This window comes from Cupriavidus sp. UME77 (assembly GCF_014170355.1).
Classification (GTDB): Bacteria; Pseudomonadota; Gammaproteobacteria; order Burkholderiales; family Burkholderiaceae; genus Cupriavidus; species Cupriavidus basilensis.
Window position 1 is genome coordinate 353,857 of sequence record NZ_LZZU01000086.1, and the last position, 13,354, is coordinate 367,210.

At 66.4% G+C, this 13,354-nt stretch carries 15 protein-coding genes; 3 read left to right on the forward strand and 12 right to left on the reverse strand.

Annotated features, from left to right (window positions below; translation table 11 throughout):
* Nucleotides 1–416 precede the first annotated feature (416 nt).
* From A9975_RS33270 to pcp, 8 genes are all read right to left on the reverse strand, one after another.
* A complete protein-coding gene (locus A9975_RS33270; RefSeq protein ID WP_183036432.1) occupies nt 417–2,147 on the reverse strand; it encodes a glycosyltransferase family 39 protein in 1,731 nt (576 codons plus the stop codon).
* Nucleotides 2,148–2,198: 51 nt separating this feature from the next.
* Nucleotides 2,199–3,518, reverse strand: coding sequence for an ATP-binding protein (locus A9975_RS33275; RefSeq protein WP_183036433.1), 1,320 nt, complete (start codon nt 3,516–3,518; stop codon nt 2,199–2,201).
* The gene (locus A9975_RS33280; RefSeq protein ID WP_183036434.1) at nt 3,515–4,186 is read right to left on the reverse strand and encodes a response regulator transcription factor; all 672 of its coding nucleotides are present in this window, start codon (nt 4,184–4,186) and stop codon (nt 3,515–3,517) included. Before A9975_RS33280 ends, A9975_RS33275 begins: the two co-directional genes overlap by 4 nt.
* A 41-nt stretch (nt 4,187–4,227) precedes the next feature.
* Nucleotides 4,228–5,025 (reverse strand): iron export ABC transporter permease subunit FetB, encoded by a 798-nt coding sequence (gene fetB, locus A9975_RS33285; RefSeq protein WP_183036435.1) that lies wholly within the window; start codon nt 5,023–5,025, stop codon nt 4,228–4,230.
* A complete protein-coding gene (locus A9975_RS33290; protein ID WP_370565958.1) occupies nt 5,022–5,690 on the reverse strand; it encodes an ATP-binding cassette domain-containing protein in 669 nt (222 codons plus the stop codon). The genes fetB and A9975_RS33290 overlap by 4 nt, the downstream gene beginning before the upstream one ends.
* Complete coding sequence (locus A9975_RS33295; protein WP_183036436.1) at nt 5,687–6,301, reverse strand: phosphatase PAP2 family protein; 615 nt, start codon at nt 6,299–6,301, stop codon at nt 5,687–5,689. Before A9975_RS33295 ends, A9975_RS33290 begins: the two co-directional genes overlap by 4 nt.
* Before the next feature lie 335 nt (nt 6,302–6,636).
* On the reverse strand, nt 6,637–7,083 hold the full coding sequence (locus A9975_RS33300; RefSeq protein ID WP_183036437.1) for a CBS domain-containing protein: 447 nt from the start codon (nt 7,081–7,083) through the stop codon (nt 6,637–6,639).
* Nucleotides 7,084–7,276: 193 nt separating this feature from the next.
* The gene (gene pcp, locus A9975_RS33305) at nt 7,277–7,924 is read right to left on the reverse strand and encodes a pyroglutamyl-peptidase I (protein WP_183036438.1); all 648 of its coding nucleotides are present in this window, start codon (nt 7,922–7,924) and stop codon (nt 7,277–7,279) included.
* Nucleotides 7,925–7,967: 43 nt separating this feature from the next.
* On the opposite strand from pcp, the gene A9975_RS33310 reads away from it, so the two are divergent.
* From A9975_RS33310 to A9975_RS33320, 3 genes are all read left to right on the forward strand, one after another.
* Nucleotides 7,968–8,492 carry a LysR substrate-binding domain-containing protein gene (locus A9975_RS33310; RefSeq protein WP_370565960.1) on the forward strand — a complete coding sequence of 175 codons (525 nt, stop codon included), beginning with the start codon at nt 7,968–7,970 and terminating at the stop codon, nt 8,490–8,492.
* Between the two features lie 280 nt (nt 8,493–8,772).
* Nucleotides 8,773–9,102, forward strand: coding sequence for a type II toxin-antitoxin system PrlF family antitoxin (locus tag A9975_RS33315; RefSeq protein WP_183036439.1), 330 nt, complete (start codon nt 8,773–8,775; stop codon nt 9,100–9,102).
* On the forward strand, nt 9,099–9,614 hold the full coding sequence (locus tag A9975_RS33320) for a type II toxin-antitoxin system YhaV family toxin (protein WP_183036440.1): 516 nt from the start codon (nt 9,099–9,101) through the stop codon (nt 9,612–9,614). The genes A9975_RS33315 and A9975_RS33320 overlap by 4 nt, the downstream gene beginning before the upstream one ends.
* A 31-nt stretch (nt 9,615–9,645) precedes the next feature.
* Here A9975_RS33320 and A9975_RS33325 read toward each other — a convergent pair whose 3' ends face one another.
* From A9975_RS33325 to A9975_RS33340, 4 genes are all read right to left on the reverse strand, one after another.
* The gene (locus A9975_RS33325; RefSeq protein WP_183036441.1) at nt 9,646–9,942 is read right to left on the reverse strand and encodes a XapX domain-containing protein; all 297 of its coding nucleotides are present in this window, start codon (nt 9,940–9,942) and stop codon (nt 9,646–9,648) included.
* A gap of 78 nt (nt 9,943–10,020) precedes the next feature.
* Nucleotides 10,021–10,461, reverse strand: coding sequence for a DoxX family protein (locus A9975_RS33330; protein WP_183036442.1), 441 nt, complete (start codon nt 10,459–10,461; stop codon nt 10,021–10,023).
* 42 nt (nt 10,462–10,503) lie between these two features.
* Complete coding sequence (locus A9975_RS33335; protein WP_150984690.1) at nt 10,504–12,369, reverse strand: amidohydrolase; 1,866 nt, start codon at nt 12,367–12,369, stop codon at nt 10,504–10,506.
* Nucleotides 12,370–12,524: 155 nt separating this feature from the next.
* Nucleotides 12,525–13,346: an alpha/beta fold hydrolase gene (locus A9975_RS33340; protein WP_183036475.1), complete on the reverse strand. Its 822-nt coding sequence runs from the start codon at nt 13,344–13,346 to the stop codon at nt 12,525–12,527.
* Nucleotides 13,347–13,354: the final 8 nt, after the last annotated feature.

Sequence of the window (13,354 nt, forward strand, 5' to 3'; positions counted from 1 at the left end):
ATATGTCACTGGAAAGAAAAGACACTCTGCCTGATCAGGAAAATTATGCAATCCATTGAAATGAAACTGTAAGCTACTCACCAGGGATCTGCAGATATTGACGATTTACTGCAGGAAATACGTCATGTATTGATAATGATTGTTATTTAAATATCTGAGGTGAGTGGAAGAAAGGAGCAGTGCAAGTGCACGGAAGCAGATCGGCATGCGTGCGAAACAGGAGTGAGGAAGAGGCAAGGATTGGTGTTCCATGCCTTGGTGGGGTAAGGTGATCCATTAAATTGGCTTCTTAAATATGACATTGGAAGTGCTGTCATGTTTGGTTTGAATTGTTGATCCAATAATTCTAAAAAAAGATCTAGGCTTGGCTATAAGAAGCAAGATTCTGCCGCGTGCTGGATATGCCACGGCCGCGTTTAGCGGCCAGGCAAAGGCGGCATCGGAAAATTGGCCACCACGATGCGCCGCGGGTCTTGCGCAACCAGGTGCATGGGCACCTGGCGCGTGGTCAGCTCGCGGTAGGTATCGGCGGACATGATCGCCAGTGCCGGCGGCCCCTCGCGCCAGCGGGCGATAAAGCTGTCGAGCGTGGGCAGCCATTTCTGCGGCTCCTGCTGGGTGCCGAACTCCAGCTCGTCGGGGTGTTCCACCATCACGGTGGTGTGGCGCAGATAGTACGGCAGGGTGTGGTCCAGCGTGCGCACGCCGTAGATCGGCATGTCGTCCTTGAGCACCGCCCGGATGGCCGGCACCAGGCTGGCGCCCGAGGCTGGGCCGCCGATCGTTTCGTGCCCGAGCAGCGCGGCGGTAAAGCCCGTGAACAGCGCTAACGTGTAGACCACGATGCTCGGCATCAGGCCGTGGGTGCGCAGCAGCCGGCGCGCCAGCCACGTGCCCGCCAGCATCACGACAAACGCGGCGGCCACCCAGACCGCGTAGCGGCGGTAGTCGGCGGTTGCGGTGTGGTTGGAATGCAGCGTGGCCACCACCGGGCTGGCCAGCAACCCGATCGCCATGATCACCAGCATGGCGTTGAGCTGCTGGCGCCAGCCGCGCTCGCCGATGCGCTCCAGCGCCATGGCTGCCAGCATGCCGAGCGCCGGGAAGACCGGCACGATATAGCCGGGCAGCTTGGAGTCGGACAGGCTGAAGAAGACAAAGATGGCGATGGCCCACACAGCCAGCAACAGCGCTGGCCGGAGCCGCCGAACCGTCGCCACGCGCGCTGCGGCGCCATCGTCGCGGACCACCTCCCACATGCGCGGCGCCAGCCCCAGCCAAGGCACGAAGCCCGCCACCAGCAACGGCACGAAGTACCAGACCGGCCCGCCGCGCGAGTGCACCGTCGAGGTGTAGCGCTGCCAGTGCTCGTGGATAAAGAAGAAGCTCGGGAATTCGGGGTTGCGCGTCGACACCAGCCAGAACCAGGGCACCGTGACGATCAGCATCAGCACGATGCCGGAGATCAGGTGCAGGCGCCGCCACAGGCCAAAGTCGCGCGAGATCAGGGTGTAGATGACCAGCACGAGGCCGGGCAGGGCGATGCCTACCAGGCCCTTGCTCAGGATTGCCACGCCCATGGCCGCCCAGCAGGCCCACATCCAGTAGCGGCGGGCCGCAGGCGTGGCGTCGGGATGCTGTGCTACCAGCATGAAGGCCAGCACGCAGGCCATGGCGCCGGACAGCGTCATGTCCAGCGAGTTGAAGTGCGAGGCCACGCTCCACATCGGTGCGGCCACCAGCACCAGGCCGGTCAGCAGGCCAGCGCGAATGCCATACCAGCGCGTTGCCGCAAACATCGTCGCGACGAGTCCAACCATGCCGGACAGCGCCACGCACAGCCGGGCCTGCCAGTCGCCCACGCCGAACAAGGTATATGACAGCGCCGTCACCCACATGTGGAAAGGCGACTTCTCGAAGTACTTGAGCGCGTTGTAGCGGATCGTTACCCAGTCCCCGCTGGCGAACATCTCGCGCGAGATCTCGGCGTAGCGGCCTTCATCGGAGCTGAGCAGGTGGCGAAAATCCAGCGTGCCGAACCACAGCAGCAAGATCAACAGGCCGGCGAGCAGCCACAGGGCTGCGGGCAGGCCGGCCACCCGCCGGGCGAAGAACGCAGGGGCGCGAGAGTCGGTTTGGGGATGCATCGGAGCTCCGGATAAGAATGCAGTCTAGCCGTGCACGACCGGCGTTGCCTTTCACGCACCGTTTTGCGCCGGGAACACCACGGCCACCATGAGCCCGCGGCCCGCCGGGCCATCCTCCAGCAACACCGTGGCGCCATGGCGCGCGGCGATGCTTTGCACGATCGCCAGGCCCAGTCCGCTGCCATGCGCGTCGCTGGCGTCGCCGCGATGAAAGCGGCGGAACACATTGTCGCGCTCGGCCGGCGCGATGCCCGGGCCGGTGTCGCTCACGCCCAGCATGGGCGCGCCGTTGCGCCATTCGATGCGCAGGTCGACCCGGCCACCTGGGCTGGTGTAGCGGATCGCATTGTCGGCGAGGTTGCGCAGCAGGATGAAGAGATCGCCATCCACGCCGCGCACCTGGCATTCGGGCGCGCTCGCATCCAGGCCGAGGTCCACATCCTTGGCTTCGGCCATGGGCAGCAGCTCACGCACCACCTGCACCGCCACGTCGCGCAAGCGCACGTCGGCAAGCGGGGCCTGGGTGGCAGGGGTGCCGTCTTCGCTGCGTGCCAGCGTCAGCAACTGCGCTACCAGGTGAGTGGTGCGGTCCAGGCGCTCGCCCAGCTTGGCGAGCGCCAGTTTCTGCTTGTCTTCGCTGTCGGCGCGCAGGGCCAGCTGCAGCTGCAGCTTGAGTGCGGTGAGCGGCGTGCGCAGTTCGTGCGCGGCGTCGGCGACAAAGGCACGCTGGGTGTCCATGGATTGCTGCAGGCGGGCCAGCAGGGCATTGAGGGCGTCCACCACCGGCACCAGTTCCGGCGGCCAGCCGTGCGCGTCCAGGGGCGCCAGGGTGTCTGCCGAGCGGCTGCCGACCGCGTGCGCGATCTCCTCGACCGGGCGCAGCGAGCGCCTGACCACCAGGTGGATCAGCAAGCCAAGCGCAGGCACCAGCGCCAGGATGGGCAGCAGCGCGCCAAGCGACAGCGAGGCCGCCAGCTTGCGGCGAAACACCACCGATTGCGCGGCCTGCACATAGCGATCCCCGGCGAGCACGCCGTAGATGCGCCATTCGCTGCCGTGCGCCTGCAGGTCATGAAAGCCGGGCAGGTCCGCGCGCGGCAGCGTGACCGGGTGCGAGGCGTAGATCTGGCGGCCCTGCACATCCCAGGCCTGCACCACGATCTCCTCGTCGAGTTCGCTGCCGTCCAGCGCCGGCTTGGCATCGCGCTCCAGGTGTGTCGGCAACATGCGTGTCGCTTGCTGCAGTTGCGCATCGAAGACCTCGTTGGCTTCGCGGCGCACCTTGAAATAGGCGGCCGCGCCCGCCACCAGGGCGCATGCGAGCATGGCCCCGAGCAGGCCGGCCAGCAACTGGGCGCGGATCGTTCTCATGCCGGGCCGCCCAGCTTGTAGCCGACGCCGCGCACATTGCGGATAAAGTCGGCGCCGAGCTTCTTGCGCAGCGCATGGATATGGACTTCCACCGTATTGCTGCTGATTTCCTCGTTCATGTTGTAGACCGCCTCGCGCAGGCGCTCGTGGGTCACAACGTGGCCGGGCTGCTCCATCAAGGCCTGCAGCACCATGAACTCGCGCATGGACAGCGCCACGATCTCGCCGGCGCAGCGCACCTCGCGCGTGGCGGGGTCCAGGCGCACCGGGCCATGCGCCAGCTCGGTGCTGACGCGCCCGGCGCTACGGCGCAGCAGGGCCCGGATGCGCGCAAACAACTCGTCGAGGTCGAACGGCTTGACCAGGTAATCGTCGGCGCCGGCATCGAGGCCGCGCACGCGGTCGGCAGTGGCGTCGCGCGCGGTCAGGATCAGCACCGGCAGTGCCAGCCCGCGGGCGCGCAGTTGCCGCAGCACCGCCTCGCCGGAGCGGCCGGGCAGGCCAAGGTCGAGCAGCACGGCGTCGTAGGTGCCGGGCGCGTTCGCGGCCAGCGCGGCATCGGCGAGGCGGCCATCCCTGACCCAGTCGACCGCATAGCCTTCGGCCCGCAGGCCTTCCTCTACGCTTTCGCCGATCATCGGGTCGTCTTCCACCAGCAGCAGGCGCATGGCATGGGTTCCTTGGTTGGTGATGAGTGGGTGCCCTGGGTTCAACGGCGTTGCAGCCGGTCCAGGCGCAAGCGGTGGCGGTGGTCGGTCAGGCGCCGGACCGCCAGCGTGGCGGCCAGGATCACGCCTAGCATGCTGCCGCCGGCGAGCAGGAACATCAGCAGGATCTGGTACCGGGCCGCCGCGATCGGGTCCATCCCGGCCAGGATCTGGCCGGTCATGATGCCCGGCATGGTGATGATGCCGGCCGCCGCCATGGTGTTCATGGTGGGCAGCATGCCGCTGCGCACCGCCTGGCGCACGATCACGCGCAGCGCCGCCTGGCGGTCGTCGCCAAGCGCCAGGCGCGCATCGATGGCGGCACGCTGGTGCCAGACCGCGGTAAAGGCGCCGTTGAGCGCCAGGCTCGCGGCGTTCATCACATTGCCCAGGATGATGCCGGCCAGCGGGATCGCGTGGCGGGCGTCGTACCAGGGCGTCGGGCGCAAAGCCGTGGTCAGCGCCAGCACGGTCACCAGCAGCGTCGGCAGGCTCACGGCGGCGGCGCCGATCAGTGCGTGCCAGGGCCCCGCCAGGCGGCGCTCCTGCCGGCTGCCTACCTCGCGGGCGGCTGCCGCGATCATGGCGGCCACCGTCAACGCGGTCACCAGCGGCGACGACAAGCCAAACACCGTGCGCAGCACCAGGCCGACCAGCAGCAGTTGCACCACCATGCGGCCCGCGGCCCAGAGCAGGCTGCGGTGCACGTCCAGCGACATCGCCAGCGAGGCGCCCGCGCCGGCCAGCACCAGCAGGCTGGCCAGCGCCAGGTCATAGGCTGTGAGCGGGATCGGGCTCATGCCGGCACCGCTTCCAGCCCGGCGGCGCCGAGGCGGTAGTGCCGGTCCTGCAGGCGCGCCGCCTGCGCGGAATTGTGCGAGACGATCAGCAGCCCGAGCCCCTGTGCCTTGCAGTCGTGCAGCAGCGCTTCGACGGCCAGCGTGGTCTCGGCGTCCAGCGCCGAGGTCGGCTCATCCAGTAGCAGGAAGCGCGGACGGCGCACCAGCGCGCGGATCAGCGCGAGGCGCTGGCGCTCGCCGGTGGACAGGCGGCTCACGGGCGCCTGCAGGATGTCCGCGGGCAGGCGCAGCCGCGCCAGCAGCGCCTGGGCGGCCGGCACGTCCGTCATATGTTCGAGCACGTCGTCGCCCCACCAGCCTGACTCGGCTGCCACGTACATGACCTGGCCCCGCCAGGCCGGCCCGCTCATGCTCTCGCGCGGGGACTGGCCTAGCCTGACCTGCCCGCGATTGGGATCGAGATCGGCAATCATGCGCAATAGCAGGCTCTTGCCCGCGCCGGACGCGCCGGACAGGATCACGCAAGTGCCGGGCGCGATGGTGAGGCTGAACGGCCCGCGGCCGGCACCTTCAAGCCCCACGATGGCCAGGCTGGCGTCGGCATCGCGCATGGACGGCAGTGCGCCAGCGGTGGCAAGGGGCGGCATCGTGTCAGCCGTTGTCATGGGTTGAGCCATCCGCGTGCGATAGGGTAGGCCAGCAGGTGCCGGTAAAGCTGCTCCGCGCGCACCGTGACAGCGGCAAGCAGCGGGTGCGTGAAGGCAGACGTAGCCACGGCCGCGCAGAATGCCGCTATCGCAAATGCGCCGGCGATGTCCAGCGGAAAGTGTACGCCGAGGAAGACGCGGGCCCAGCCCGTTAGCGCAGCGGCTACCAGCAAGCCGGTCCCGCTCAGGCGCTGGGCCCTGCCGGGCGCGCGCAGCAGGACCAAGGCCAGCGTCGCCAGCAGCGTGACGTGGTCGCTCGGAAAGGAGGGGTCGGCGGCATGCGCCAGGTAGGTATGCCCGATGCCCGCCATGAAGGGCCGCGGCATCGGCAGCAGCAGGCCGAACAGGGTCGAGCAGAGCCCGCCCAGCGCCACGGCCGCCAGGGCGCTCATCACCAACTGGCGCTCGCCCGGCCGCGCGCGCAGCCAGCCCGCGGCCAGCACCAGCGGCGCGGTTGCGATCAGCCCTTCGGCAAGGAAAGCGGCCACCCAGAGGCCGGCGCCAGACAGCTCTGCGGGGGCGTTCAGGCGCTGGAACAGCGTGAGGTTCAGGGCAAGGAGCGTCGACATCGGGAACGTTGGATTCTGGCGATGCGACAAGGATAGGGCACAGCGGCTTAAGGAACGCTTAAGGCCAGCTGGCTGGCCGGCCCGCTCCATGCCGACGTCGTGGACCTGGGGAAATCATGCGGGTCGCGCAAGGCAGCGCGCGTGGCCGAAGGGACGGGCAGTTTTGGCTACAACGCGGCGACGGGCGAATATGGTGACCTGGTGGAAGGTGGGGTGGTTGACCCGACCAAGGTCACAGGCGCCGCTTTGCAGAATGCTGCTTCGGTTGGGGCATCCAAGGGATTGCGCGACAGCGATAGGCGATCGCGACGGCAATGCGGTGGGGAAGCGGAATCTCAGATGCCATGCCCTTCCTGGGCGGCGCTATCAGGCGGCGTGGAACTTGCCGCCAACGATCGCAGGATGTCGCGCCAACTCACGATGCCGACCGGCCGAAACTGCTCGTCGACGATGGGAATGCACGAGACCTGGTGGGCGAGAAATAGTGCAATGGCATCAGCAATCCCGGCCTCGGGGCGCAGCGTTACCGGCTTGCGCGTCATGATCTGGTGCACGCGCTTCTTGAGGGTATTGACGTCCCTGGCCGACTCTACCGTGCTGCCAATAAACGGGCTCATCGCGCGCAGCAGATCGCGGTCCGATACAACACCATGCAGCTTCCCGTCCTCTACGACGAGCAGGTGGTGGAACTTCGCCTCGTCGAAGATGTTCTTGATCGTTGCCAACGTGTCGTCGAACACGACGGTGACGAGCTTTTTAGACATGATGCTATCAATGCTCACTACTAGCTCCATGTTTGTCTTTTCCCATGATCGTAAGCGATCCGCATGCACGTGCGCGCGCCTGGCCGGCCGGCCACAGACCGAAGCCGTGATCCTTTCTATCGACCACCCGAGGGGAAACTTGACCCTACTATGGGAGGGTATTTCTGTATGTGCCAGTAACAGGCTCGGCAACGCCGAGTTCCTGGCCATTTCAGTGCAGAGCGCCCGCGCCTTCTCGGATGTCCTGCTCCACAGCTAGCGTAGTCGCCACCATTACCCGGACGCCGGCAATCAGCGTATCGAGCGCAAGGCTGGGAGCGCCCGGATGGCGAGCCGCCATTTCAGGCAGATACGGCACGTGGACGAAGCCGCCGCGCAGGCTGGGCCGGCACTCGGCAATGTAGTGCGATAGCCCATAGAAAATCGCGTTGCAGTTGTACGTGCCGGCGGTTTGCGACACAGAGGCGGGCACGCCATGTTGACGAAGCGCGCTGACAATGGCCTTGATCGGCAGGGTGGAGAAATAGGCCGCAGGCCCGCCGCTGACGACCGGTTCGTCGACAGGCTGGCGCCCTTCATTGTCGGGGATCCGTGCATCGACCACATTGATCGCGACGCGCTCTATCGAGATATCGCTGCGGCCGCCGGCCTGTCCGAGGCAAATGACCACGGCCGGATCAAGCTCCTCGATGGCGCGCTGCAAGACCTGGTTCACCTTGCCGATCACGCACGGCAGTTGACGGGAGACGATGCCTGCGCCATCGATGGACTGGCCGTCGAGCGCACGCGTCGCTTCCCATGACGGATTGATTGTTTCGCCATCGAAGGGCTCGATGCCGGTGAGCAAAATCTTGGTCATTGCAGGCTCCAAACCTGGTTAGCTGGTAGATCCGCAAGCTGCCATCTACAAGCAACTGGATGAAGGCGTGCTTGACATGGCCATCGGCGGGCACCTGGCGCCGCCAAAACGCATGCTTGTCACCCATCTGTATGAGGAGCAATTCGTTTGCATCGCTGACCGCCGCCATCCGCGCCTACGCCGGCACCCGCTGGATCTGCAGACCTTCATCGCGTTGCCGCATGCACTGTTCGTGCCGAGCGATGACGGTTCCACCCGCGGCGTGATCGATGAGAACCTGGCCAGGCTGGGAGTCAGGCGACGCGTGGCGGCAACCTTCGCCCACATCATTGCGTTGCCCTATGCCGTGCAGAACACCGACCTCGTCGCAACGCTTGCGCGGCGAGCGGCGTTGCAATTGGCAGGCCGGCAGATCGCGCTGCATGTGTTGCCGCCGGAACTCGGCGACAACGCGTTCAGCATAGACATGGTCTGCAGTCGCCGCGTGCTGGGTAATGCGGCGCTTGAGTGGCTACGCCGCATCGTCGGCGAAGCGGTGGGCGATATGGACGGGAAAGGCGCGGTCTAGCTGCCGCGCATGCGGCCGTGAGCCAGCTTCGCATCCGTCCCGGCCTGGCCTCGGGGATTGGGGATCGTGGGTCCATTCCGGTTCAAGTTCTCGTGGCCGTTCTGCTGGCGCTTCATGGAGAAAAGTGAAGAAAGCGCTATCTCGATGTGGTCGGTTGGCAGGCCGTCTCCATCTGGGCTTGGGGCAGGATGGCACACGCCGGAGGCAATGCACTTGCATTGACGTGGTAAGGCAACTGCATTACCATACAAGGCATCCACCCCTTTGACCGGAGAGCCCCATGGCTGCCACCCTCGAAGTTGAATCCACGCTGACCGACCGCTACCAGACCACGGTGCCGGAAACCGTGCGCCGCGCCCTGCGGCTGGGCAAGCGCGACAAGATCCACTACACGATCCGCCCCGGCGGCGAGGTCGTGCTGACGCGCGCCGAGGCTTCCGAGGGAGACGATACGGTGCTGGGCAACTTCCTGAGTTTCCTTGTCAGCGACATCGCCAGCCATCCGGAGCGCCTGCAGGCCGTCGATGCCAGCTTTGTGCGGCGCATCCAGTCGCTGGTCGGTGGCATTGAAGTTGATCTTGATGCCGCCCTTTCGGCAGACGATGAATGAGCGCGAGTCAGCCTGCGCCTTTGGTCATCAACGGTTGGACCGTTTTCGCCCATCCCCTGTTTCTCGCTCAACTTGAGGGGCTGACCCAACAAGTCGAAGCGCTTAAGCAAAGAGACCCAACCGGGTACGTAAAGAAGAACGCCAGCAAGCGGCTGGCGGCGATCACCAGGTTGGCGTTCGAGGTGATCGTGCAGGACCCGGCACGGCCGGAATACCGGCAGGGCGGCACTCTCGGCGGCGATCACAAACATTGGTTCCGGGCCAAGTTCTTTCAACAGTACCGGCTGTTTTTCCGCTACCACGCGCAAAGCAAGGTCATCGTATTTGCCTGGGTTAATGACGAAGACACCAAGCGCGCCTTCGAGAGCAGTGACGTCGCCTACCGCGTGTTCCGCAAGAAGCTGGAAAATGGCCACCCTCCGGACGATTGGCATCAGCTACTAGCCGAGGCGCGCGCAGAAGGTCTGCGCTTGCAGCGGATGGCTGCGGGAGCAGCGCAGGTGCAGCCTTGAATCGCCGGAAGGCTTGGCTTGTGAGGCGGGCTCAGCGCGAATCGGTGGTGCCGCGCGGCGCTGGTGGTATGTCGTTGCGGGCCGCGGCCAAGGTTGCCGGGGGCGGTGTGCCAGTGATCTTGGGTACGCACTCCGCGTGAAACCAGGCGGCGGTGACGGGCTCACCGGCCAGCATGCGCTTGATCGGCGGCACGACCTGCTCGCCGATCAGCATGCCGAGCAGCCCGATCAGCGCGACCACGGGCGGGGCGGGCGAGCGGACCTGCAGCAAGGCGTAGATGATGCCGACGAGGATGCCGGCGCCAAGCGAAACGATATAGAGCTTCATCGCATTTCCAGTGTTCTGTGTTCAGTGATCAATGATCAGTGTTCAGCGTGGGTTGCCGGGCTCGCGGCATGCCCAGCCTCATGCCGTTTGCCCGGCGGCGCGGCGGGAGAGGTCTTCCCACGCCACCAGTACAAAGCCGCCGACCAGGCCGATATGCTCGAAAAAGGCGTTGGCCATCATGAACTGCTCGGCTGGTGGCGCCGCCCAGAAGCGGTTGGCCAGCAGGGTCGCCAGCAGCGTGAAGGCCGCCAGCGCCAGCGCGCCGAGCCAGCGGTAGACGCCGCACAGGATCATCAGCGACGCGCCCAGCTCCAGCGCGATCACCCCGACGGCCAGCGGCGCCGCCGGCGCGAGGCCGAAGTGCTGCATCTCGCCGATGGCGCCGGCGAAGTCCATGGCCTTGACCAGGCCGCCTTGCAGGTAGGCGGCGCACAGCGCCAGCAGCGCAAGCCAGCGCAGCCAGGACGGGAGCGGGACGGCGCCCGCCGCGCGAGGGTGGGTGGAGGCGGAAGGGCGCATATTGGAGTCTCCCTGGCAGGATGCGTGGATCGGTCGCGCGTCTCAGAAGGCCCAGCAGGAACAGCCGAGCGCGCCCCAGAATGTGCTTTCGTCCGACGCAGGCACGCCGGCCGTCCACGCGTTGGCATGGCCGTGGCCGTGCACGCCGCAGGCGCTGGCGCAGGCGCAGGCCGTGTTGAGCGCGAGCGCTTTGGCCTGCGGCCGCGGCTGGTAGCCGCCAGCGTGGCGCACCGGCGACCAGTCCGGCATGGCGGGCGGCAGCGCCGGCGCGAGCTTGTCGAAATCGCCGTCGCCGTACACCACCTTGCCGCCCAGCACGGTCATCACCGAGGTGATGTCCTGGATATCGTCTCCGGGCACGCTGAAGTAGTCGGCGGACAGTACGGCCAGGTCGGCCAGCTGGCCGGCCTTGATCTGGCCCTTCTTGCCTTCCTCGGAGGAGAACCAGGTGTTGGCTTCGGTCCACAGCCGCAGCGCCGTTTCGCGGTCGAGCAGGTTGGCTTGCGGATACATCGACAGCCCGCCCACTGTCTTGCCGGTCGTCAGCCAATACAGCGACACCCACGGGTTGTACGAGGCCACGCGGGTGGCATCGGTGCCGGCGCCGACCTTGACACCGCGCTCAAGCATGCGCTTGATCGGCGGCGTGGCCTCGGCCGCGCGCGCGCCGTAGCGCTCGACGAAATACTCGCCCTGGTAGGCCATGCGGTGTTGCACGGCGATGCCGCCGCCCAGCGCCGCGATGCGGTCGATGTTGCGGTCCGTGATGGTCTCGGCGTGGTCGAAGAACCAGTGCAGGCCGTCGAAGGGCACGTCCTTCGCCACCTTCTCGTAGACATCCAGCGCGCGCGAGATGGTCTCGTTGTAGGTGGCGTGCAGGCGCCAGGGCCAGCGGTTTTCGGCCAGCAGGCGTATCACCGGCTCCAGGTCGCCCTCCATCGACGGCGGCATGTCGGGCCGCTCCACGCGGAAGTCCTCGAAGTCGGCGGCGCTGTAGACCAGCATCTCGCCGGCGCCGTTGTGGCGGTACAGGTCGTCGCCCTGGCCGGGCTTGATCTGCTTGGACCAGCCGCTGAAATCGCTGAGCTCGTCCTTGGGCTTCTGCGTGAACAGGTTGTAGGCCAGGCGCACCGTGAGCTGCCCGTCCTTGTGCAGCTCCTCGATGATGTGGTAGTCCTCGGGGTAGTTCTGGTAGCCGCCACCAGCGTCGATGACGCCGGTCACGCCCAGACGGTTTACCTCGCGCATGAAATGGCGCGTGGAATTCTTCTGGTATTCGGGAGGCAGCTTCGGGCCCTTGGCCAGCGTGGCGTAGAGGATGGTGGCGTTTGGCTTGGCGAGCAGCAGGCCCGTGGGATTGCCAGCCTTGTCATGCACGATCTCGCCGCCCGGCGGGTTCGGCGTGTCCTTGGTATAGCCCACGGCGCGCAGGGCGGCGCCGTTGAGTATGGCTCGGTCGTACAGGTGCAGGATGAATACCGGCGTATCCGGCGCCGCCGCATTCAGCTCCTCGATGGTCGGCAGGCGTTTTTCGGCGAACTGATGCTCGGTGAAGCCGCCGACCACGCGTACCCACTGCGGCGCGGGCGTGCGCGCCACCTGGTCCTTGAGCATGCGCATGGCGTCGGCCAGCGAGCGCACGCCGTCCCAGCGCAGCTCCATGTTGTAGTTCAGCCCGCCGCGAATGATGTGCATGTGGCTGTCGATCAGCCCGGGAATCGCGCGGCGGCCTTGCAGGTCGACCACCTTGGTGGCGTTGCCGGCCAGTTGCATGATCTCGTGCCGGGTGCCGACGGCGATGAACTTGCCGTCGCTGATGGCCACGGCTTCGGCCTGCGGATTGGCGCGGTCGAGCGTGGCGAACTTGCCGTTGACGAGGATGAGCTCGGGCGTGCTGGTTTGGGTCATGGCGAAACTCCGGCCGGCAGCCGCCGCGCCGAGCGCGGCGGCGCCGGCGATGAACTGGCGGCGGGTCAGTGAGACGGAAGGCGAGGAGGACCGGGAGGCATCGGATGCAGGCATGCCGTCCCGGCCTGTCTGCTGGTCGCGGGACGGCGTGCTCATCAGGCCGAGAGGAAGGCCAGCAGGTCGGCGTTGACCTTGTCGGCTTGCACCACGCACATGCCGTGCGCGCCACCCGGGTAGACCTTCAGCGTGGCGTTCTTGACGATCTTGGCGCTGAGCTTGCCCGCATCGTCGATCGGCACGATCTGGTCGTCATCACCATGCAGGATCAGCGTCGGCACGTCGATCTTCTTCAGGTCCTCGGTGTAGTCGACTTCCGAGAATTCCTTGATGCACAGGTACTGGCCCAGGATGCTGCCGGTCATGCCCTGCGCCCAGAACGCATCGATGGTGCCTTGCGAGACCTTGGCGCCGGGACGGTTGAAGCCGAAGAAGGGCACCGCCAGATCCTTGAAGAACTGCGAACGGTTTTCTGCCGTGTTCTTGCGGATGCCGTCGAACACGTCCATCGGCAGGCCGCCGGGGTTGGACGGGGTCTTGACCATGATGGGCGGCACCGCGCCGATCAGCACGGCCTTGGCCACGCGCTTGGTGCCGTGGCGGCCGATGTAGTGGGCCACCTCGCCACCGCCGGTGGAGTGGCCGACCAGCGCCGCACCCTTCAGGTCCAGCGCTTCGATCACCGCGGCCAGGTCGTCGGCATAGGTGTCCATGTCGTTGCCCTTCGCGGGCTGGTCGGAGCGGCCATGGCCACGGCGGTCATGCGCGATCACGCGGAAGCCGTGCTGCACCAGGAACAGCATCTGGGCGTCCCAGGCGTCGGCGTTCAACGGCCAGCCGTGCGAGAACACGACCGGGCGGCCGGTGCCCCAGTCCTTGTAGTAGATCCGGGTGCCATCCTTGGTGGTGACGGTGTTCATGCTACGTG

Coding starts and splice junctions, on each gene's coding strand:
- A9975_RS33270 (WP_183036432.1), bottom strand. CDS start 2,147: ATGCATCCCCAAACCGACTCTCGCGCCCCTGCGTTCTTCGCCCGGCGG.
- A9975_RS33275 (WP_183036433.1), bottom strand. CDS start 3,518: ATGAGAACGATCCGCGCCCAGTTGCTGGCCGGCCTGCTCGGGGCCATG.
- A9975_RS33280 (WP_183036434.1), bottom strand. CDS start 4,186: ATGCGCCTGCTGCTGGTGGAAGACGACCCGATGATCGGCGAAAGCGTA.
- fetB (WP_183036435.1), bottom strand. CDS start 5,025: ATGAGCCCGATCCCGCTCACAGCCTATGACCTGGCGCTGGCCAGCCTG.
- A9975_RS33290 (WP_370565958.1), bottom strand. CDS start 5,690: ATGACAACGGCTGACACGATGCCGCCCCTTGCCACCGCTGGCGCACTG.
- A9975_RS33295 (WP_183036436.1), bottom strand. CDS start 6,301: ATGTCGACGCTCCTTGCCCTGAACCTCACGCTGTTCCAGCGCCTGAAC.
- pcp (WP_183036438.1), bottom strand. CDS start 7,924: ATGACCAAGATTTTGCTCACCGGCATCGAGCCCTTCGATGGCGAAACA.
- A9975_RS33315 (WP_183036439.1), top strand. CDS start 8,773: ATGGCTGCCACCCTCGAAGTTGAATCCACGCTGACCGACCGCTACCAG.
- A9975_RS33320 (WP_183036440.1), top strand. CDS start 9,099: ATGAGCGCGAGTCAGCCTGCGCCTTTGGTCATCAACGGTTGGACCGTT.
- A9975_RS33325 (WP_183036441.1), bottom strand. CDS start 9,942: ATGAAGCTCTATATCGTTTCGCTTGGCGCCGGCATCCTCGTCGGCATC.
- A9975_RS33330 (WP_183036442.1), bottom strand. CDS start 10,461: ATGCGCCCTTCCGCCTCCACCCACCCTCGCGCGGCGGGCGCCGTCCCG.
- A9975_RS33335 (WP_150984690.1), bottom strand. CDS start 12,369: ATGACCCAAACCAGCACGCCCGAGCTCATCCTCGTCAACGGCAAGTTC.
- A9975_RS33340 (WP_183036475.1), bottom strand. CDS start 13,346: ATGAACACCGTCACCACCAAGGATGGCACCCGGATCTACTACAAGGAC.